Below are 21,739 nucleotides of genomic sequence, written 5' to 3'. Positions count from 1 at the left end.
AGGAGGATACTTATCTTATGAGTATCAGTAAACTTGCAGGATCTATTACTGAATCGCCCACGCTCAAATTAAATGAAGCAGCGGCAAAGCTTCGTGAGAAAGGTGAAGCGGTTATTCATCTCGGAGCGGGTGAACCGAAGAATAAAGCGCCCATCAGCGCAATTCTGAGTGCTGCCGCAAAGCTCAATACAGGTGATATCAAATATACGCCAACGGACGGCATTGGTTCATTGAAGAAAGCTGTGGTCCGATACACAGAAGAGAATTATGACAGAATGGTCAGTCCAGATAATGTCATTATCTCTCAAGGAGCAAAGCAAGCGCTCTTCGCTCTGCTCTACACGCTTATCAATCCGCAAGATGAAGTAATTGTCTTAGCGCCGTATTGGGTGAGCTATCCGGAGATGATTCGCATGGTGTACGGTGTACCGGTCATTGTGAAACCGGATGACGGACGTTTCGTACCGGCAATGAATGATATTAAAGAAGCTGTCAGTTCATACACAAAGATGATTATCGTGAATAGTCCGAATAATCCTTCTGGTGTTATCTATCCGGAATCACTTATTGCTGAGTTGGTAGAGTTCTGTGAGAATAAGGGAATCTATTTAGTAATGGATGACATCTACCAGAAACTTGTTTTCGAGGGAAAAAAATCGCCTGTCGCATACAAATACACAAAGAAAGATATCGAATCCACAAAAGTTATTACCATCAATGGTATTTCAAAGTTGTACGGGATGACAGGCTTTCGTGTCGGTTGGGTTGTTGCCAGCAAAGAGATCGTTGAAGTGATGGCAAATGTTCAGGGACAAATTTCTTCCTGCACATCCATCTTGCTCCAAGCCGGTGCCGAAGGCGCATTGAATGGACTGCAGAGCGCAGTGGAGAGTTTGCGCCTGACACTCGAAAATAACCGCAACGTGATGATTCAAGAATTGAATTCATTCACCGGCATCAAGCTTATTCCACCGGATGGTACCTATTACTGTTTACCTGATTTTCGTGCTTACAGCAACGATTCTGTAGCGCTCTCGGACTTCCTGTTGAAAAAAGCGCTTGTGGTAACGGTACCGGGAAGAGAATTCGGTATGGAAGGTCACTTACGGATAAGTTATTCCACGACAGTGAAAGATGTGAAAACTGGTATCGAGCGTATTAAATGGGCGCTGGATCCAAGTTCACCTAATGAAATTTATATTGGCGAACGTAAACTTGTGCGAGATTGGCTATGAACAATATCTTGAATATCAAAACTCCCGCTGAAAACGAAGCGTCAGCACTCAAAGGCGATTATGGATTGGACAATCTTGGTCTTAGCAATCTCCGGAAGGTGTATTGGAATTTAACCACGGAAGCACTCTATGAAGAGATCGTGTTTCGCCAGGAAGCGAAGATATCCCATCTTGGTCCTATCGTCGCGAATACAGGCAAACATACAGCTCGATCGGCAAACGATAAGTTTGTCGTTAAGGAAGCGAGCACGGAAGAAAATGTTTGGTGGGGTGAGTATAACCGGCCCTTTAGCACGGACAAGTTCAACGGTCTTGTAAATCGCATGCAGGGATTTTTGCAAGGACGCGATGTATTCGTGCAGGATTGTTATGCTGGCGCTGATCCAAATTATAAGATGCCGATCCGTATTGTAACAGAGTTAGCCTGGCATTCGATGTTTGCCCGCAATATGTTCATCCTGCCGCAGACAGCGGAAGAGTATAAGCGTCACGTGCCGGAATTTACTGTGTTGGCGCTTCCTTCGTTCAAAGGCATATCAACAATAGACGGCACTCCGACTGAAACTATGATTGTGCTGAACTTTGAACAAAAGCTTTGCATCATCGGCAATACCGCGTATGCAGGTGAAATTAAAAAATCGGTTTTCACGATTCTCAACTACTTGCTGCCGCTTCAAGGTGTTATGACGATGCACTCTTCTGCGAATGTCGGAACAAATAACGATTCGGCAATTTTCTTCGGACTCTCCGGCACGGGCAAGACAACACTTTCGGCTGATCCGAAACGCGGTCTCATCGGCGATGACGAACACGGATGGAGCGATGAAGGAGTTTTCAATATTGAAGGCGGCTGTTACGCGAAAGTCATTCGTCTCTCACCGTCGGCAGAACCTCAAATTTATGCGACGACGCGGCGGTTCGGTACGATTTTAGAAAATGTTGTATACGATCCGGTCACACGCTATATCGATCTCGATGATGAGTCGATTACCGAGAACACCCGTGCATCGTATCCACTGGATTATATTGATAATGCAATTCCGGAAAAGATGGCAGGTCATCCGAAGAATATTGTTTTCTTAACCTGCGATGCTTCCGGTGTATTGCCGCCGATTGCAAAATTATCACCCGAGCAAGCGATGTATCAATTTATTTCCGGCTATACATCTAAAATTGCAGGGACAGAAGTTGGGCTCGGCAAAGAGCCGGAGATGACATTCAGCACGTGCTTCGGCGCGCCGTTCATGGTACATCAGCCGTCGTTTTATGCCGATCTGTTGAAGAGAAAAATATTGAAGTATGGCGTTCATTGCTGGCTGTTGAATACCGGCTGGATAGGCGGACCGTTTGGTATTGGCAAGCGAATCAGCATCAAGTACACGCGTTCAATGCTCAATGCGGCGCTCGATGGCTCACTGTTGAATGTGAAGTACCGCAAGGATTTTGTGTTTGGTTTTGATGTGCCGCTCTCGTGCCCGGATGTTCCGGAAGGCATCTTAAACCCCGCGGACTCCTGGCCGAGCAAAAAAGCGCATGAAGATAAGTATAAGAGTCTTGCAACGCGGTTCATAGAAAACTTCAAGAAGTTTGAAGTGAACTGTCCACCGGAAGTGATCAAGGCGGGACCGAAGATTTAAAGCGACCATGACAAACAAGGCAGCCTTCGGAAGGCCACTGAGTTTATCTGAGAGAATCTTCCGAAGAGCTGGAAGCCTGAGAATGTAATACGTGAAACGTATTTCCCTTTTTAATACATTCCGAAGGTAACCAAAAAGCCGCTCCGTCATTCGACAAAGCGGCTTTTTTATTGGAAAGAAATCCAGTGTCTGCCAATGCTACAATAAAGACAGATGGTACAATTTTTTAGTCGATCATCATTTCCTTGCGCCAAGTTGGCGGTCAGCCATTATCAAGCTTACAGACGAATCGCCGATCATCTCTAACATATTAATAATGTCGGCTGCGTTCTTTTCTTCTTCCACTTGTTCATTGATGAACCATTGTAGAAAACTCTGCGCAGCGTAATCTTTTTCCTTCACCGCTAATTCGTACAGCTTGTTGATGAGCGATGTGACTTTTTGTTCATGCTCAAGAACTTGTTTAAAAACCTCTACAGGTGTTTTAAATTTTGTCGCTGGCTGTGCAAGAGCTTTCAGCGTGACGACGCCGTTGCGGTCAAACACATACTTATAAAATTTCATCGCATGCCCGGTTTCCTCTTGGTATTGCACACGCATCCAATTCGCGAAGCCGGAGAGATTCTGTGATTCGAAATGTGCCGACATGGAAAGGTACAGATATGCAGAAAATAGTTCGAAGTTAATTTGCTCATTAAGAGCGTCTTGTAAAGATTTGCTGATCATATAGTCTCCTATTTAATTGGTTGTGATATCCTATGAACGATCATGAAATGTTTTTGGTTCCAAGTCCCGTTCATCTCATTTGGAAAATCTCATTGTAATCTTGGTAAATCAGAAGTATATTTTATCAGGTTAAAACTATAAAGCCAATAGTAGAAGGAAAGAATGCCAACATACGAGTATCGTTGTAAATCTTGTGGTCACGAATTTGAAGAATTTCAAACTATGTCATCAGATCCGTTGATAATGTGCCCGAAATGCGCTAAACCGACCCTCAAACGATTGATATCGAGCGGCGTCGGTCTTATATTTAAAGGAAGCGGGTTTTATTTGACGGATTATAAGAAGTCCAATACATCCTCGAGTTCTAGCACGAAATCGGAATCGAAACCTGACTCCAAGCCTGAATCCACATCCGAGTCCAAGTCTGACTCAACATCAAAACCGGAGTCAACATCTAAACCCGAGTCAAAATCTTCTCCCGATTCATCTTCTTCGACAGACAAAAAAAAATAACCGAAGCTACAACTATCAACCTGAATATTCTCAGTAAAATTGTATGACTGCAGGTAATATGTAAGTGTAGTTATACCAAGGTAGGCGATTTTATGATTGGAGAAAACAAAATGATCTATGTTAAAGTATAAGGTATTCTTGCAGCAATCGGCACGACTAGTTCTTTTATTCCACAAGCATACAAGGTTTTCAAGACAAAAAAGACGGAAGATCTCTCTTTAGGAATATTTCTCCTTTTTTGCGGTGGCACTGTTCTCTGGATTATTTATGGTGCCATGATAAAATCTTTCCCGGTGTTGCTGGCCAATAGTGTCACATTTGTTCTTGCCTTTTATATTCTCATGATGAAAATCAAACATAGATAGATCCAAGAGAGATTGAAGTTGAGGTCGATGGATAGAATTCAATGTTCTCCCGGGAAAATATTGTTCCATCGAGGACTGCCTCGCCCGAGGTATTTTTAAACCTTCAAAGTGATCTGACAACTCTATAGTACCAATACAAACCAGGAGATAGAAGCGTGGGAATACTTTGTTTATTGTTACTTCCCGCTGACATCAAAACCAGCTCGTTGAAGTATACGCGCAGCTTCGTGAGAGACATTGTGATTTTCAAACGAGAGACGGAATGTCCCGCCGCGTCCTTCCCGTACTTTGAGCAGTTCCATATCTTTTATATTAATTTTCCGTTTTGCCAAGGATGAAGTCAAGCGTGCAAGCTCGCCGGGTTTGTCTTCAACGAAGATAGACAAGTCAACAAGCGGCGACATAAATCCTTTCATCGATTGAGGAATGTGTAGTCGCAGGTTGCGTGATGTTTTAAATTCCGTCGAGAGGCGCGAAGGATTGGATTTCACATCTGCCGCCATCTTTTCTAATTGATTGATGAAAAGCCGAAGTGCCTTACCGATTTCTTTTTGGTTGCCGGAGAGAATATCCTTCCACATGAGAAATCTACTTGATGCGATACGCGTCATATCACGGAAACCGCCGGCAGCAAGTGAGAGATGAGCCGGTGAGTCCGGATGTCGTTTACCGACGGTGTTCATCAGCGCGACCGCGGCAAGCTGCGGAAGATGACTAACGGCAGCGATAATGCTGTCGTGCGTCGCAGGATCAATGGTGAAGATGCGTGCATCAAGTGAAGTGAAAAATTTTGCAATAATTCGAAGCGATTTTTTGTTCGTCGTACGCGTTGGGGTGAGGATATAAATTGCGTTCTGAAATAATAAAGGATGCGCCGCATCGATGCCGGAGAACTCTGAACCTGCCATTGGGTGTCCACCGACAAAGTTGCCGTTGGGAAAAAGTTTTTGGGCTTTTTCAACTATTGCCCGTTTTACACTTCCGGTATCAGTCACGATCGTGTGAGGTGCTGTGTTCTTAGCAACGAGAGGCAGAAGTTTTGTAATTGCGAAAACTGGAGCGGCGATAATCACGAGGTCAGCAGAGCATACAGCCCGCTCCACCGAATGTTCGGCAATGTCAATGACATTCCGTTGTAACGCACGTTTGAGAATTTTCGGTTTATCGACGCCAATAATATGAACAGAAGGGAAGCGGTGCTTTATTGCAAGTGCGAGTGATCCGCCAATGAGTCCGACACCTATGATGGTGACGCGCTTAAATGAAAGCGGCTGTTGTTCTGCCGATGTTGCGTTCATGCGATGTTGCGGTTTATGGCTTGAGCAATCAAACGGATTTCTTTCATCATTTGTATAAACTGATCCGGATAGAGCGATTGCGGTCCATCCGATAGTGCATGAGCAGGATTATGATGTACTTCTACCATAATGCCGTCCGCACCGGCGGCAACAGCAGCGCGTGCCATTGGAATCACTTTGTCACGAATGCCAACACCATGCGATGGATCGGCGATAATGGGCAGATGGCTTTTCTTTTTTACGACCGGAATAGAACTTATGTCCATCGTATTGCGCGTAGCAGTCTCGAATGTGCGGATGCCTCGTTCGCAGAGAATAACCTTTTCATTGCCCCCAGCAAGAATATATTCTGCGGACATCAGCCATTCTTCAATAGTTGCAGCAGGACCGCGTTTGAGCATGACCGGTTTTGATGCTTTGCCGAGATCTTTCAAAAACATGTAATTTTGCATGTTTCGTGCGCCAATCTGTAAAATGTCCGCGTACTTTTCCACGAGGTCAATCTGGCTCTTGTCCATCACTTCCGTAATAACTTTCAGGTTGTATTCATTTGCCGCTGCGCGCATGAGTTTTAATCCATCTTCACCAAGTCCCTGGAAGGAATAAGGTGATGTACGTGGTTTAAACGCGCCGCCGCGCAATATTTTTGCACCGGCATCCTTAACATATTTTGCAATTGTGAAAACCTGTTCCTCGGTCTCAACCGCACATGGTCCTGCCATGACAATAACTTCCGGCCCGCCGATTTTCACGCCGCCAATATCGAATACGGATCCTTCGCGTTTGAATGCATGGCTGGCAAGTTTAAACGGTTCGGTAACGCGTACGACTTCCGCAACGCCCTCCAGCAGTTCGATCTGCCTGTGGTCGAACTCCGGGTGAACGCCAATGGCGCCTAAGACTGTATGTTGTACGCCCGTAGAACGATGGACATCGAATCCGTGATCGTGCAGAATGCGGATGATTTCTTCAATTTGTTTTTCAGTGGTACCTGTTTCTAAAACGACAATCATAGTTTTACTGCTTCGTTAATTGGTGATTGGTTGATTAGTCAAATTGTCATGAGCCGTTTGTCGCTGCTATTCGTATCTATCTAATTTAAAGTTCTCTCCAAGATACAATTTCTTTGCTTCAGGATCGTTGGCAAGATATTCCGCCGTGCCGGATTTCAAAATTTTTCCTTCAAACAATAAATATGAACGGTCCGTTATGGAAAGTGTTTCATGCACGTTATGATCTGTTATGAGTACGCCGATATTCTTATTTTTCAATTTGATGACGATCTGCATTATATCTTCCACGGCAATGGGATCGATGCCGGCAAAAGGTTCATCCAATAAAATAAATTTTGGGTCAAGTGCCAATGCGCGGGCAATTTCTGTTCTACGACGTTCACCGCCGGAGAGCATATAACCTTTGCTTGCCTCGATAAGCGTAAGTCCGAATTCTTCCATCAACCGATGACACTTCTCTTCCTGCGCTTCGCGCGTAAGCGATGTGGTTTGCAGAATCGCCATAAGATTATCCCGAACTGATAATCGTCGAAATACGGATGCCTCTTGTGGTAAATAACTAATGCCATTACGCGCCCGTTTATACATCGGCATCTTGGTAATCTCGGTATCATCCATAAACACTCTGCCGGCGTTCGGCCGAACCATTCCGACTATCATATAGAATGTTGTTGTCTTACCTGCACCGTTTGGCCCAAGTAATCCGACAATTTCTCCTTGCTTCACTTGTATGCTGACTTCATCCACCACCGTGCGTTTTTTGTACCGTTTCACCAATCCGTCTGAGCGAAGAATGATTTGAGGAATTGTTGGTGCAGTCACGATAGGTGTTATCGATTGTGGAACTTCAATGACTGAGACTCGGCGCACCCGCTTTTCAATGAGTTTTGCTGCCCGGAGCTTCGTTGTCTGTGATTTGCGGCGCACAACGATTTTTCTTTTTACCGATGCGGCGGATCGCTTTGTTCGTGAAATAGGTTTATGAATCTGTTTTGCCATGTTATTCGCTTATAATGTGTACGCCTTGTCGAATTGGACGATTTTCATACCACCGAAAGCCGTCAAGATTGTAATCCTGTTCGTGCTTACCAAGCATTTTCTCGGGAAAATATTGTCCCTGCACGCCGCCTACAATTTTTATACGATCCACAGCTCCTGTAACAAAATCGATGAAGATACGGTCGCCGCTTGATTTGTTGGCGCCGTTCGGTTCTTTGTTGTCAAATAAATAATAGAGACTCGTTGCATTCTTCTGCACATCTACCTGTTCCAATTTATTTGCCCGGAAGTACATTGTCAACTCCCTGCCTGTTAATTGATTGAAACGGTTGGGCAGTGCTGTATCCACGCGGGAGATTGCCATCGCCCGGTTTTTAACCCACATGCTTTTGATTCGTTTGTCTTCCATCCTGACACGAATGGAGTCGCCGGTGATTTGATTCTCGCCGCTCCAAATGATAGGATGTGTTTGAAGTGCGATGAAGTCGTTTTTCACGAAGTATGTTGCTTTGCCGCATCGTGCAGACATGTCTCCTTTCACTAAGCGTACACTATCAATTGCAATAAAGCGTTCTGCAGTGTCTTGAACGGATTGCATCTCGCGGCTCACGACAACCATTGTGTCGATGATGCCGCCGGCGGATGTGTCTATCTTCATGAGACGAGGCTGCTTCAATACGAGCGTGAATTTTTTCTGCTCGATGTGAATTAATGAATCGCCATAGATATTGACACCGTTTGTATTCTCGAAAACATGCACAGTACCAGTAGCGACGGACCGGGTCTCTGCCTCAAAATAATTCATCTCACTGCATGTGATTATTGTGGAAGTGTCCACTAGTACGACGTCACCGATAAAATGGGAACGCTTCTCATCCACAAAATATTCTCCGTTCCGTGCCGTTAAAGATGTCTTGCCGCGGTTCAGTTGCACACCGTTTTTTCCTTCCATCATCCTGCGTTCGGCATAGTACACGCCTTCTTTCGAGCGGATGGTAACGCTGTCTCGGATGACTTTCACATTTCCGTACAATTCAATTATATTTTGTTTCATAAAACGAAGCGCCCTGTCACACCAGACATTCACTAATCCGCCTTCCGATGCAATTTGGTCAAAATGAACCCTGCCAATTAATTCGCGGACATCTTCACCTTTGATTGTCCTTCCTTTTAGCGTGTCAGCAGAACGAAGCTCGATGATTTTACTCTGCTGAGCCGGCACAGGATATGCCAGGCAAACAATGGTGATGGCAGAATATAAAAGATGGAGCCGCATAAAAATTATTCCGCCTGCGTTTGCCCGGTGACACGGAAGACACGGTAATGTTTCAAACTTTGGTCCGATTCAAATCCGTGTCCCTGCATTTTTTCTTTCGCCGTTTTGATTTGTACATATTCCGGCGTATAAATGAGCTGGCGCTGATTATCCCAAAATAATTGTTCGGTTGTCATACGTGATGAGTCGCTGGACACAACAACTACATTCTTGCGTGCTTCTAGGTTGTTGGTTGTCTCGTCCACGCTTCCTTCGTCACTCGTAAGAACGGAGGTTTGTTTACCTTCGCGATTGAAGAAGCGCACTTTCACGCCTTGGCTCATTTGTGTTTGCCGGCTCACATCAGATACTCGAATATATCCGGCATCGATGATGGCGCTGATGCGGCCCGAATCTGATACAACGATAGTGCTGTTCCAGCTTTCTTGTTGCGGGAGTGTTCGGCTATCAACTGTTGAAATAACGGAAGGCAGAGTTTTTTCTTCACAACCCAAAAATGAAACTGCGACAGCACAGTACATCCAGATACAGAATGATTTCATGCTCCGGACTCTCCACCTAATCCTGCTTCAACTAAATCATGAAGATGCAATACGCCAATAGGATGCTGACCGTCGTCCACGACAACCAGCTGTGTGATCTTGAACGTCTCCATTACTTTGAGCGCCTGAACGGCAAGAATATTCTGGTGGATTGTTTTAGGATTCTGCGTCATCACTTGGCGGGCAGTAAGATTTGTGATGTTCGTGGTTCTCTGAAGCAGACGTCGAAGATCGCCGTCGGTGAGGATACCGCAGAGAACGCCTGCGTTATCAACCACACACGTGGCACCCAATCGTTTGGAACTGATTTCAATAATAGCATCGGAAAGGGAAACGCTTTCTTTAACGACCGGTACATTTGCACCGGTAATCATCATCATTTCAACTTTTAAGAGCAGTCGTTTACCAAGATTGCCGCCCGGATGGAGCATTGCAAAATCTTCTTGCGTGAAATTACGCTTTTGCAGAAGCGTAATTGCAAGCGCATCGCCCATGACTAATGCGGCTGTGGTAGAAGAAGTTGGTGCGAGATCATACGGGCACGCTTCCTCTTTGACGCTCGCGTCGAGAACGATGTCGCATTGTTTGCTGAGCGGTGAGGTGACATTGCCTGTGATCGCAATAATCTTCACACCAAGTTGATGAAAGCTCTGGAGAAGCTGCCACAGATCTGCCGTATCGCCGCTTTTAGAAATGAAGATCACTACGTCGTTCGGTGTCACCATTCCCAAATCGCCATGCAGAGCATCGGATGGGTGCATAAAGGCAGATGGTGTACCGGTCGAGCTCATCGTCGCGGCAATTTTCCGAGCGATGATTCCGGATTTTCCTATCCCTGTCAAGACGACGCGTCCCTTGGCGTTGAATATGAGGTCTACCGCTGAGGCAAAGTTTCCATTGATGCGCGATTCGAGTGCTGCAACTGCTTCAGCCTCTACGCGAACAATTTCTTTTCCCTTTTCTATTGCGGCATGTGCGTTCATAGGGTTCTCTCGTTACCTCTGATTCTTTAAAATCAATTCGATGACTTCGCGCACTGCACCATGACCGCCACCGTGCGTGCAGACATACTGCACGTGCTTCTTCACAACAGGCATTGCATCTGCCGGCGCAGCAGAAAATCCCGCGCGCTTCAATACGGCAAGATCAAACTCGTCATCACCGATATAAGCGATGCTTGCATCGGTAAGATCAAATTTCTTTTTGATCGATTCGTATGCCTCTAGTTTATTATCGAGATTCTGATAGACTTCTGTAATTTCTAAATCGTGTGCGCGTTTCTCGACAATCTTTGACGTTCGCCCTGTGATGATGCCGACCTTTATTCCTGCCTGATGCAGTTTCCTTATTCCATATCCATCTTGAATATTAAATTTTTTGAACTCATCTCCGGAATTGGAGTAATAAATTCCACCGTCTGTCATCACGCCATCCACGTCAAGGAGAAGGAGTTTAATGTTTTGCAAAAAGTATCTTAAGGTTCGTTTTCGCGGCATTGCTATCGATTCAATATCTTTTCACAACTTCATCAATCGCTTTTACCTGCTTCACCAATTCTTCAAGCATATCTAATTTCAACTGGCTGGCAGCGTCGCTGTACGCTTCTGCCGGATTCGGATGTGTCTCGATGAAGAGCGCATCGCAACCAGCGGCAACGCCGGCGCGGGCGATGGGGAAAATGAATTCGGGTTGACCGCCGCTCTGATTCATTGCGCCTCCCGGTAACTGCACAGAGTGCGTCACATCTAACACGACGGGGTATCCGGATTTTCGCATGATCGGCAACGATCGTATATCCACAACAAGATTATGATAGCCGAACGTTGTTCCACGTTCCGTAAGCAGAATTTTATTGTTGCCGGTGGCGGCAACTTTTTCTGCGGCTAAGTGCATATCCTCCGGCGCAACAAATTGCCCTTTCTTGATATTCACAACCCTCCCTGTTCCTCCAGCAGCTTCAAGTAATTCCGTTTGCCGGCAGAGGAAAGCAGGAATCTGTAAAACATCTGCAACCTCGGCCGCTCTCGTTGCTTCGGCAGGGGAATGAATGTCGGTGAGGATTGGCACACCAAACTCGCGTTTTACTTCCGCAAGAATTTGCAGCGCTTTCTCATCGCCAATCGATGCAAAGGAATTGCCGCTCGTACGGTTTGCTTTTCTGTAAGAAGACTTGAATATAAACGGTATCTGATAGCGATCTGCAATGGATCGAATAATTTTTGCCGTTTGAAGAATCATCTCGCGGTTTTCGACGACACACGGTCCGGCGATCATGACCAATGGATGATTGCCGCCGATGTGAATCGCACCGATCGCTATTGCTTTCGTCTCAGGGATATTCATAGCACTCAAACTCGTTTGTTAAAAAACATACGAAAAAATGGCTGAACAATCAAAGAACCCAATACTGCTCAATTCCTTGCATCTACCGGGTTATTCCATTATTTTCTTTTGTGCTTACTTTAATTGCCGACTTGTTCGCTGTAGTCCTGCCAGGATGCAGCAAGAGACGAAGATTTTTATATTATTTTCTTCGCATTGCCGGCAGGTGATGAAATAAAATGAAACTCCGCGCATACGCAAAAATTAACATCGGGCTTAATGTTCTCGGGAAGAGATCGGATGGTTATCACGATCTGGAAACAATTTTTCACGAGATCGATTGCTTTGATGAAATTGAATTGGAACAGCACTCCAAGGTTGCGATGACCGCAGATTCCATCCTTGTTCCTATTGACGGATCAAATCTCTGCCTGAGCGCCGCAACTCTCCTGCAAAAAGAAAAACATGTTCGACAGGGAGTGATGATTCATTTGAAAAAAAATATTCCTGTTGGTGCTGGGCTCGGCGGCGGCAGCAGCGATGCGGCGGCAGTGCTTTGCGGTTTAAATAATTTTTGGGAATTAAAATTGTCGAATAATCAATTGCGTGCGCTTGCAGTGCGGATCGGTTCAGATGTCCCATTTTTCATCGATGGTGGAACTGCGTATGCAACGGGACGCGGAGAAATTTTAGAGCCATTTTCTCTTACGTTGCCATTTTGGATTGCTGTTGTGACACCTCTGATTCATATTTCTACGCGTTGGGCTTATACTCACCTTGTATTGAAGGGTAACGGAAAAGCAAGCGGATTGCAGGCTAAACTTCTGAAGCAGATATCCAATCCTAAAAAATTGGCATCAGTTGTTCAAAATGATTTCGAGCCGCCGGTGTTTCAAACATATCCAGAACTCAATCGCATCAAAGAGAAGTTGAACGAGATGGGTGCTGTGTTCTCATTGATGAGCGGCAGTGGTTCATCCATATATGGTTTTTTTGAAAACGATAAGAAAGCGCTCGCGGCGCTCTCATCGTTCCCGAAAAATTATCAAACTTCGATTACAGCACCTTCATTCAAACCGCTCCACCAACCCGAAACCAAATAAATTTTGAAATTCATTATCCGTATTTTTTTCATTATTGTCGTTGTACTGTTTGATGCAGCACTCGTCTCTGCGCAGCATACCGAAGGAACAACATCACCTCTTGTGCCCCAGAGGTCTGAAACTCATGTGGATTCAACGAACTCTGGCATCATCTCAATGCAGCAGAAACATTCTTCCATGGTCGACACGCTAAAGAAGGGGATCGATACAGCATCACTCGCGCATGCCGATTCTACAGTCATAGATTCAGTTCGAATTCGGTTTCTTCCTGGAATGGGACAGATCATCGACGAAGTTGATACAACAAGTGTGCTGCATCAAAAACAACTCTTGTGGAGCGATGCAAAATATACTGGAGACGTGCTGTGGAAGCTTCCCGGATTTTTCTATCGCGATTTGGGTGAAGCGGGCAAGTGGGGAGAACTGAACGCGTTTGGTGTTGACGGACGCGGTATTGGAATTTTCCTGGATGGGCGCCCGATGAACGATCCGGTGACCGGCACGTATAATCTTTCAGACCTCCCATTGGAATTTATCGATCACACGGAAATTCTTTCAGGCTCAACATCGATGTTGGCATCCGGCGGAGACGGCACGGCGTTGAATTTTGTTTCACGTTCGTACAACAGTTACCGTCCGCTGACAAAACTTCGATTTGTTCAGGATCCGAAGGGGACTATTCTCACCGATGGCCTTTTTACACAGAACGTTGTCCGCGGTTTAAATTTGATGATTGGTTTTCAACGCACGACAACGATGGGGCGGTATGCAAACGCGGATTTGGATGCATGGAATGTCCGCACGCGGTTACGCTATAATTTCTCCGATCGCTTGAATATTGCACTTACTGATTTCTACACGAAAGCCGGTAACGGACTTAATGGCGGAGTAGATCCGTTAAGATCGACGACACTCTTTGATGAGACAAGTGCCAGAGTGTTCAATCAACGTGCACGGGATGATCGCTCGCGCCGCGATGTAACGTTTTCGGCAATCGCGCGCATATTCTCAGATTCTTCTTCCACCACGCAGGCAAGTGTCTATTACAGCACATTGGAACGCGAATATTGGAATCCGTCAATCTCCATTGATGATTCGACCAGCGCTTCGTTCTGGGGAATTCGTTTTGAGCAGCAACTTTCGTTTGATCCTGTGCGGCTGACAGTTGGCGGAAATTTTGAACGACGGCAGAGCGATTCCACGCGAACACTTCCAGGGCATATCGAATCTGAACAATCTCTGTTTGCACAAGCGGAACTACGGTTGAACCATGTTTTCGTACCGTCGGTGTCTTTACGCTCAACTTCACTAGATGGCGAAAGTAATTTTAGCTCTGGTGTCGGAGCGAAATCTTTGCTTACAGATTGGCTGACGCTCTTTGTCGATGCATCGTGGTATAACAGATTCCCAACTATACAGGAACGGTACTGGAGAGACTCAATAGTTGTTCGTACAGGTGAAATCCTGAAAGAGCAGCACGCGTTTATTCAAGGCGGCGTCACTATAAGTGCCGGCTCGAATTTTCAATTGAATCTTACCGGTTTCCAGCGAACGGTGAAGAACGCGATTGTTTTTCAACCAGCAGTAACGATAAACGATTCTTCAGCCATGAGCATTTCGAATATAAATGAAGTCAGATCGTCGGGACTCAACGGCAGGGTCGTGTTTTGCTGGCATCATTTTGAAGTGCTCGGTGTGATGACGTTGACGCGCTATACGCAAGGGGAAGTCTTGGTGACGCTGACGCCGGACGTTGTTCTTGCCGGTGAAGTAAGTTATCGCGATACATTTTTCAAAGAAAAACTTGATGCGAAGTTCGGCATGCGGTCGCGCTTCTATAATCGTCAACAAGGCATGCAGTTTGACCCGCAAACACTTTCGTATGTTCAATATAGAACCGATTTGCTTGGCAGGTCAACAACACTCGACCTGTTTATGATTCTCAAGCTTGGCGATGCGCATATTTCTCTTTCGTGGAATAACATTCTGAATGCCGGATATATGCTTGCGCCAATATATCCGATGCCGGGAAGAAATGTTCGGCTGGGAGTCAATTGGGTCTTTATGGATTAAAGAAGGAAGAAATGAGACACGTCTTGTGTCATTCAACTGATAAATGGCATCTATATCAATCTTAATTTAAAATTTCCACTCTTCATTGACTCAACAACTCTGCTTCGTCGCTTACCTTGCTTTCCCCTTCACTTTTCCGTAATTTTCTTCAAGAAACAAATTTATCAGCCACAATTATAGTATCCTTATTCCATGATGTTACTCATCAGCATTTTTGGAGGGTATCTTTTTGGTTCCATCCCAACGGCGTATCTTATAGTTCGCCGAAGGGCTGGTATTGATATCCGCAAAACCGGCAGTGGAAATGTCGGCGCTTTCAATTCGTACGATGTAACACAATCGAAACGAATCGGCATCATCGTCGGTGTACTAGATGGAGTAAAAGGATTTCTCGTGGCATTGACAGTCGGGCAGATTCTTGGCGGCTCATTTTGGAACCAGTCTGCGGCGTTGTGCGGTGCGCTGATCGGCCATAATTATCCCGTGTGGCTTCGGTTCCGAGGCGGAAGAGGTTTAGCACCGGCGGCAGGCGGAATGTTTGCGATTGGTATCAGTTATACGATTGTTTGGTGCGCAACGTGGGCTATTGCATTTGGTCGTGTAAAAGATATCTTGAAAGCGAATATTGCAGCCATTATTCTTGCCCCAATTATTCTGTTAATAATTCCATCCATGTGGATTGAGGCTGTGATGGTACGCAATATTTCTGCAACTGATTACCGGATATTTTCATTTATCATGAGTGGCATCCATTTATTGAGTCATTGGCGGCCGATGAAAGAAATAATTCAACACAAATATACTGTGACCTGATTTTTGTTTTCTCAATTTCGAGGTTTGCTATGAATAATCCTTTCATTCGTTTCTTTATCATCTCGATAGTTTTATTGCTTATAGGTTTTGGCATTGGATACTTCGTCAAACCTTCCGGTGTCCAACCGGCACGTGCCGCCGATACAGCTTTTGATCAGTCATTTCCTCAGACAGTAAATACTCAGGATAAAGCCGGGCAGGATGACGATCAAATCCATGCATCAAGGCAAAATGCAATAACACGGGCAGTGGCAAAAGTTAGTCCAGCCGTTGTCGGTATCAATGTTATTGCCGTAAAGCAAGTAACAGTCCGCGATCCATTCTCAGGATTTTTCAACGATCCTTTTTTTAAACCCTTCTTTGGGGATCGTACCTATAATCAAACAGTGAAAGAACTTGGCTCCGGATTTATCATTTCGCCGGATGGTTACATCGTCACAAACGATCACGTCGCGGGTGATGCCACGGAAATCACAATTACATTATCCGGGGGTAAGCAGATGAAAGCAAGTGTCGTCGGTTCCGATCCGGCAACTGACATCTGTCTCTTGAAAGTCGACGGAAAAGATCTTCCGTACGTTACAATCGGCAATTCAGATGAAGTGATGATTGGTGAATGGACGATTGCGTTTGGCAATCCCTTTGGCTTATTTGAAATTAACGATAAGCCGACCGTGACGGTGGGTGTTATCAGCGCGACAGGTATGAAGTTAGGACAACTGGAAAATCGGTATTATCGCGATATGATTGAAACGGATGCAGCGATTAACGGCGGCAACAGCGGCGGACCGCTCGTGAATAGCTATGGAGAGGTCATTGGAATGAATACGCTCATTTTTACAGCAGGACAAACCAGTACGTACATCGGGTACGGTTTTGCCATTCCTATAAACAAAGTTAAAAAGATTGTCACTGATTTAAAAAAGAAGGGAAAAATTTCGCGCGACATCACTGCTGGATTTGACGTTCAGCCTGTGGATGCACGCATTGCCCAATATCTTGGTATGAAACAACCACAAGGCGTTATCGTGAGCGACATCGCTGCCGGTGGGCCGGCTGTCGCTGCTGGATTAAAAATCGGCGACGTCGTTCTCGAAGTTAATGGCGAGAAAGTGAATTCAGACAAAGATATTCTTGCTGTGATGGTTGAATCAAGTCCCGGTGATTACTTAAAATTTTTGGTGTTTCGTGAACATAAAACGATCAACATATCTCTGAAATTGGAAGCGACACAGAAGGAACGAAAATGATAGAACGATATACTCGCCCGGCAATGGGAAAAATTTGGGAAGAAGAAAACAAATTTCGTATTTGGCTGGAAATAGAAACACTGGCGTGCGAAGCACAGGCTGAACTCGGAATTGTTCCGAAAGAGGCAGTGAAAGTAATTCGGGAAAAAGGAAATTTCAATATTACCCGTATTCTCGAGATCGAGCATGAAGTCAGGCACGATGTCATCGCGTTTCTGACGAATGTTGGCGAAAATGTCGGTCCGGAATCACGCTTCATTCATCTCGGTATGACTTCGTCGGATGTGTTAGATACTGCGCTTGCGGTGCAAATGAAACAATCCGCCGAGTTGCTCCTCAAAGATATGGAGGAATTGAAGGATGTTCTTGCACGGCGGGCAAAGGAATTCAAACACACTGTCATGATTGGCAGAACGCATGGCATCCACGCCGAGCCGATTACCTTCGGATTAAAACTCGCGCTTTGGTACGCAGAAACAGTACGTAATATTGAACGATTGAAAGCTGCACTAAAAACAATCTCTGTCGGGAAAATTTCCGGCGCCGTCGGTACATACCAGCATCTTGATCCTTTTGTCGAGCGCTTTGTGTGCGAAAAGCTCGGCTTGCAGCCGGCACCGATTTCAACACAAATACTTCAGCGTGATCGTCATGCAGAGTTTATGAATGTACTCGCCATGTGTGGGTGTTCGTTAGAAAAGTTTGCTACAGAAATTCGGCATCTCCAAAAAACAGAAGTGCTTGAAGCGGAAGAATTTTTCTCAAAAGGACAAAAGGGCTCTTCGGCAATGCCGCATAAACGAAATCCTATAATCTGCGAGCGCATCGCAGGGTTGGCACGTTTGCTTCGCTCCAACGCGCTTGCGGCAATGGAGAATGTTGCGTTATGGCATGAACGCGACATCTCGCATTCATCGGTCGAGCGTATCATCGTTCCCGATAGCTGTATCATTTTAGATTTCATCCTTGCCGATATGACAAAGATTGTCGATCGTTTGCTGGTCTATCCGGAACATATGACACGCAATCTTAACGCGACACGCGGATTGATCTTTTCACAAGAAGTGTTGCTTGCGTTGACCAAGAAAGGCATGAAACGCGAAGATGCTTATCGTATTGTGCAGGAACAAGCGATGAAAGTGTGGAAAGAAGAAAAAGATTTCAAAACACTGCTTCTCGGAAGCGAAGAAGTCATGAAAATAGTATCGCCAAAAGAACTCGATGAACTATTCGCTCCGGAACGAAGTTTGAAACATGTTAATTATATTTTTGAACACGTGGGAATTCAGTAAGACAAATCATGCCTGGCAGGGGCATGAAAAATCAACGGCAAAGAATTCAGTGATCGTCCGACCATCGAAAGGCCATGCCGTTCTTCATCAGCATATATGAATGAAGAGATTCACGAGGAAGGCGTCGGACAAACGTTTCCGGAAAGAATTATTGTAAAGGTTAAATATGGAAACCTCGCAGCGTGCACATCGGGCAGATCTGAAACTCAACACAACAATTGTGCGGGAACTGCTCGTGAGATTCATCAAAGACCAGACAACGAATGCCGGATTCACCAAAGCAGTTATAGGCGTTTCCGGCGGTGTTGATTCGGCCGTGTCGGCGGCACTTGCGGCAGAAGCCCTCGGCAAAGAAAATGTGCTCGGTGTCATGATACCGTACCGCACAAGCAATCCGAAAAGTGTGGAAGATGCAACGTTAGTCATTCAGACCATGGGTATTCAATCAGAATTAGTCGATATCAGCAAGATGGTAGACGGGTATTGTGAGGATAATAAAATCACGGATGCACTTCGCCGCGGCAACGTCATGGCGCGTATGCGGATGATTGTGCTCTACGATCTTTCCGCACGCGAAAAAGCGCTCGTCATCGGCACGAGCAACAAGACAGAAATTTTAGTCGGATACGGGACACAGCACGGCGATCTTGCAAGCGCGATCAATCCGCTGGGCGATCTCTATAAATCGCAGATCTGGCAGCTTGCCGAAGCGATTGGAGTTCCGAAACAGGTGATCGAGAAAGCTCCTTCGGCTGATTTATGGGAAGGACAAACCGATGAAAAAGAAATGGGTGTCACGTACGCCAAACTCGATGCATTGTTGTACGAGATGATCGACGAACGGCATTCCGATGAAGAATTAGTGAAAATGGGATTTGATGCAGCATTCATCCAGAAGATTCGCGTTATGATTCAGAAAAATCAATTTAAACGCCGTCCGCCGGTAATCGCAAAAGTTTCATACCGCACCGTCAATGTCGATTTCCGCTATGTAAGAGATTGGGGAATATAAAAATGTCGGAGTCCATTCACGATGGCACTCTTTACCTCGTCGCCACTCCCATCGGCAATTTAGAAGATATCACGTACCGGGCAGTGAAGATACTGGCATCAGTCGATCTTATTGCTGCGGAAGATACACGTAAGACAAAAATACTGCTTGATCATTACAACATCAGCAAACCAATGATGAGCTACTATAGCTATAATGAACAGGCACGTGCACCGCAATTGATCGAGAAATTGCTTTCCGGTCAATCCATCGCACTTGTTTCCGATGCCGGAACACCGGGAATTTCGGATCCTGCGTTTCATGTTGTTCAGCAAGCGCTGGAAAATGGAATATCCATTATTCCCATCCCTGGTCCAACCGCGTTTATCACGGCGCTCATTGCCAGCGGTTTGCCGACAGACCGTTTTGTGTTCGAAGGATTCCTTCCGATAAAAAAGGGACGCAAGACGAAGTTTGAATCATGGAAATCCGAATCCCGGACGATCATCATGTACGAATCGCCGCATCGTATCATCAAAACGCTCTCCGATATTCAGACCTATCTTGGCAGCCGCAATGTTGTCGTTGCTCGCGAGTTGACAAAAAAATTTGAAGAGATTGTGCGCGGCCCCGTGCAAACTGTTCTCACAGAACTATCCAAAAAATCTCCGCGTGGCGAGTATGTTGTTATTATCGAAGGTGCTCCGAAATATTCGGATGCTGCTACCGATACCGAGTGATTTATACAGCATCGAATGACATAGCTAATCATGTAAACCTACCGGCAACATTACGTCGAATTAGTTGATCCAATATTTCAATTTTTTCCCCCCACTCATTGCAAGGATTTAAAAACATTTTTGTTTTTGGCTACACATACGACAGAAATTGAGTGTTGTCTTTTTTTGGGTGATAAAGAGAAGGAACTTTATTGTTTGCGGATTGTTTTAATAATAAGAGAATATGTCAATAATATAAAAGAGAGTTTCCTTGAAACCAGAAAGCCAGTATTCTAAAATAATCCCTTTAAACCAATTCTGTATGATCGTATCTAATAGTACAAAGAACGTTCATACAAAATAAACAGTACACGTTTAAAAGGAGAATACTATGAAACAAAAGATCGCCGTTATCACAAGCGCATGCTTGCTTATCCTGTTTTACTTTGAGGGATGCGAAAGATCGTCAACTATGGCGACTCAGCCTGATCAAATCAGGCCTGTAGCGCAGCAGGATCAATCTGCAATGGGGAGTATCATCGCACAGGATCCGCTCTTTACGACAGACGCTGCTGCATTGAATGATGCTGATCCATCGCTGGCAAAAACAGATGCAGCAATCGTTCCCAATGGATGGGGACGAAAAATTCAAACCTCATCACGTACTGTTACTTACAACCATGTGAATGATTCCACAGTCATTGCCACAGTAACCAACACGTTAACCGGACAAGTATGGATTCGGGTCAAGCAGACACCTAAAGACACAATCATCTTTAAACCGCTGGCAGAAACCCTTGTGCACAAAGTAGAGTTTATGCGCGTTCCTTTACGAAAATTTTCCCAGTTGTCGAATTGGAAAATAGTTGCTGTATCGGGAACACAAGGTGGAACAAGTACCATGGGTATCTCAATCCAAAACGTCACACTTTTCTCCGGTCAGGACACTGTACAGATTATGAATCCGCTCGATTCCCTCTTCCAAATTCCTTTTGCATCGATGCATCAGCATTGGGGATTACGGGAATGGAATGCAAATCCAGCTGGCATATTTAAAATTGTCGTTACAGTCAAGAGCACAGACCCGGATAGCGACGTTGTAACAGCACATCGACCCCTATGGTTTGAATTTGCAGACCGTTTCATGCGGGCACAAATGAGCCTTGTAAGTTCCGTAGCGAATGGTGATGGAACCTTCACGCGTGTGTATGAAAACAACTGGAATGGTTCTTTCGCGGGTAGATTCAATGTGTTTGTCAGCGTACTGACCCGTCAATCGATTTATGATAATCAAGCTCAGTTTGCATCTCAAGTGTGGGGAATTCCCTTCATCATTCAATAAGAAATTCACAGAGTCCCCCTCTCTGTGATGGTGGAAGAAAGCAAAGCCCTCGGTTGATCATACAATCGGGGGCTTTGTCGTTGATTGTGTGTAACACCTCAGTATGACAAGTGGACCATGACATATAAATCGAATCCGCCAAATCGAATGAGTGAAACTCCTACGGAGTTTTGTGATTTTTTTTTGGAGGTTTATAAATGTTCAATCCCTACGGGATTTATGGATTTCAG

At 45.2% G+C, this 21,739-nt stretch carries 21 protein-coding genes; 12 read left to right on the top strand and 9 right to left on the bottom strand.

Going from position 1 to position 21,739, the window contains the following annotated elements:
- The first annotated feature begins 17 nt into the window (after nucleotides 1-17).
- Both NTX44_13725 and pckA read left to right on the top strand, forming a co-directional pair.
- Nucleotides 18-1,235, top strand: coding sequence for an aminotransferase class I/II-fold pyridoxal phosphate-dependent enzyme (locus tag NTX44_13725; protein ID MCX6122664.1), 1,218 nt, complete (start codon nucleotides 18-20; stop codon nucleotides 1,233-1,235).
- Nucleotides 1,232-2,872 (top strand): phosphoenolpyruvate carboxykinase (ATP), encoded by a 1,641-nt coding sequence (gene pckA / locus NTX44_13720; protein ID MCX6122663.1) that lies wholly within the window; start codon nucleotides 1,232-1,234, stop codon nucleotides 2,870-2,872. Before NTX44_13725 ends, pckA begins: the two co-directional genes overlap by 4 nt.
- A gap of 237 nt (nucleotides 2,873-3,109) precedes the next feature.
- On the opposite strand, the gene NTX44_13715 is transcribed toward pckA, so the two are convergent.
- The gene (locus NTX44_13715; protein ID MCX6122662.1) at nucleotides 3,110-3,598 is read right to left on the bottom strand and encodes a ferritin; all 489 of its coding nucleotides are present in this window, start codon (nucleotides 3,596-3,598) and stop codon (nucleotides 3,110-3,112) included.
- A 162-nt stretch (nucleotides 3,599-3,760) separates the two neighbouring features.
- Here NTX44_13715 and NTX44_13710 point away from each other — a divergent pair, with 162 nt between their 5' ends.
- Together NTX44_13710 and NTX44_13705 are read left to right on the top strand one after the other, a co-directional pair.
- On the top strand, nucleotides 3,761-4,111 hold the full coding sequence (locus NTX44_13710) for a zinc ribbon domain-containing protein (GenBank protein MCX6122661.1): 351 nt from the start codon (nucleotides 3,761-3,763) through the stop codon (nucleotides 4,109-4,111).
- 146 nt (nucleotides 4,112-4,257) lie between these two features.
- Entirely contained in the window at nucleotides 4,258-4,476 is a 219-nt protein-coding gene (locus NTX44_13705) for a SemiSWEET transporter (GenBank protein MCX6122660.1), read from the top strand.
- Nucleotides 4,477-4,652: 176 nt separating this feature from the next.
- On the opposite strand, the gene NTX44_13700 is transcribed toward NTX44_13705, so the two are convergent.
- The 8 genes from NTX44_13700 to kdsA form a co-directional block, all read right to left on the bottom strand.
- Nucleotides 4,653-5,774: a prephenate dehydrogenase gene (locus tag NTX44_13700; protein MCX6122659.1), complete on the bottom strand. Its 1,122-nt coding sequence runs from the start codon at nucleotides 5,772-5,774 to the stop codon at nucleotides 4,653-4,655.
- A complete protein-coding gene (gene aroF / locus NTX44_13695; GenBank protein ID MCX6122658.1) occupies nucleotides 5,771-6,787 on the bottom strand; it encodes a 3-deoxy-7-phosphoheptulonate synthase in 1,017 nt (338 codons plus the stop codon). Before aroF ends, NTX44_13700 begins: the two co-directional genes overlap by 4 nt.
- 66 nt (nucleotides 6,788-6,853) lie before the next feature.
- Nucleotides 6,854-7,585, bottom strand: a complete 732-nt coding sequence (gene lptB, locus NTX44_13690) for an LPS export ABC transporter ATP-binding protein (protein MCX6122657.1) — start codon at nucleotides 7,583-7,585, stop codon at nucleotides 6,854-6,856.
- Between the two features lie 202 nt (nucleotides 7,586-7,787).
- Entirely contained in the window at nucleotides 7,788-9,062 is a 1,275-nt protein-coding gene (locus NTX44_13685) for a hypothetical protein (GenBank protein MCX6122656.1), read from the bottom strand.
- 5 nt (nucleotides 9,063-9,067) lie between these two features.
- Nucleotides 9,068-9,604, bottom strand: coding sequence for an LPS export ABC transporter periplasmic protein LptC (lptC, locus tag NTX44_13680; GenBank protein MCX6122655.1), 537 nt, complete (start codon nucleotides 9,602-9,604; stop codon nucleotides 9,068-9,070).
- Nucleotides 9,601-10,587: a KpsF/GutQ family sugar-phosphate isomerase gene (locus NTX44_13675; GenBank protein ID MCX6122654.1), complete on the bottom strand. Its 987-nt coding sequence runs from the start codon at nucleotides 10,585-10,587 to the stop codon at nucleotides 9,601-9,603. The genes lptC and NTX44_13675 overlap by 4 nt, the downstream gene beginning before the upstream one ends.
- A 12-nt stretch (nucleotides 10,588-10,599) precedes the next feature.
- Nucleotides 10,600-11,070: an HAD-IIIA family hydrolase gene (locus NTX44_13670; GenBank protein MCX6122653.1), complete on the bottom strand. Its 471-nt coding sequence runs from the start codon at nucleotides 11,068-11,070 to the stop codon at nucleotides 10,600-10,602.
- Between the two features lie 40 nt (nucleotides 11,071-11,110).
- The gene (gene kdsA / locus NTX44_13665) at nucleotides 11,111-11,947 is read right to left on the bottom strand and encodes a 3-deoxy-8-phosphooctulonate synthase (GenBank protein ID MCX6122652.1); all 837 of its coding nucleotides are present in this window, start codon (nucleotides 11,945-11,947) and stop codon (nucleotides 11,111-11,113) included.
- Nucleotides 11,948-12,165: 218 nt separating this feature from the next.
- On the opposite strand from kdsA, the gene ispE reads away from it, so the two are divergent.
- From ispE to NTX44_13625, 8 genes are all read left to right on the top strand, one after another.
- Nucleotides 12,166-13,029 carry a 4-(cytidine 5'-diphospho)-2-C-methyl-D-erythritol kinase gene (gene ispE, locus NTX44_13660; protein ID MCX6122651.1) on the top strand — a complete coding sequence of 288 codons (864 nt, stop codon included), beginning with the start codon at nucleotides 12,166-12,168 and terminating at the stop codon, nucleotides 13,027-13,029.
- 3 nt (nucleotides 13,030-13,032) lie between these two features.
- Nucleotides 13,033-15,102 (top strand): TonB-dependent receptor plug domain-containing protein, encoded by a 2,070-nt coding sequence (locus NTX44_13655; protein ID MCX6122650.1) that lies wholly within the window; start codon nucleotides 13,033-13,035, stop codon nucleotides 15,100-15,102.
- A gap of 192 nt (nucleotides 15,103-15,294) precedes the next feature.
- The gene (locus tag NTX44_13650; GenBank protein MCX6122649.1) at nucleotides 15,295-15,915 is read left to right on the top strand and encodes a glycerol-3-phosphate acyltransferase; all 621 of its coding nucleotides are present in this window, start codon (nucleotides 15,295-15,297) and stop codon (nucleotides 15,913-15,915) included.
- A 29-nt stretch (nucleotides 15,916-15,944) separates the two neighbouring features.
- Entirely contained in the window at nucleotides 15,945-17,165 is a 1,221-nt protein-coding gene (locus NTX44_13645) for a trypsin-like peptidase domain-containing protein (protein ID MCX6122648.1), read from the top strand.
- Nucleotides 17,162-18,457, top strand: a complete 1,296-nt coding sequence (gene purB / locus NTX44_13640) for an adenylosuccinate lyase (GenBank protein ID MCX6122647.1) — start codon at nucleotides 17,162-17,164, stop codon at nucleotides 18,455-18,457. Before NTX44_13645 ends, purB begins: the two co-directional genes overlap by 4 nt.
- A 166-nt stretch (nucleotides 18,458-18,623) precedes the next feature.
- Entirely contained in the window at nucleotides 18,624-19,469 is an 846-nt protein-coding gene (locus NTX44_13635; GenBank protein ID MCX6122646.1) for an NAD+ synthase, read from the top strand.
- Nucleotides 19,470-19,471: 2 nt separating this feature from the next.
- Nucleotides 19,472-20,188, top strand: a complete 717-nt coding sequence (gene rsmI, locus NTX44_13630; GenBank protein ID MCX6122645.1) for a 16S rRNA (cytidine(1402)-2'-O)-methyltransferase — start codon at nucleotides 19,472-19,474, stop codon at nucleotides 20,186-20,188.
- A 370-nt stretch (nucleotides 20,189-20,558) separates the two neighbouring features.
- A complete protein-coding gene (locus NTX44_13625) occupies nucleotides 20,559-21,509 on the top strand; it encodes a hypothetical protein (protein ID MCX6122644.1) in 951 nt (316 codons plus the stop codon).
- Nucleotides 21,510-21,739: the final 230 nt, after the last annotated feature.

It is taken from the genome of Ignavibacteriales bacterium (genome assembly GCA_026390575.1).
Lineage (GTDB): Bacteria > Bacteroidota > Ignavibacteria > UBA10030 > UBA10030 > Fen-1298.
This window is presented reverse-complemented; position numbering and strand designations above follow the sequence as displayed.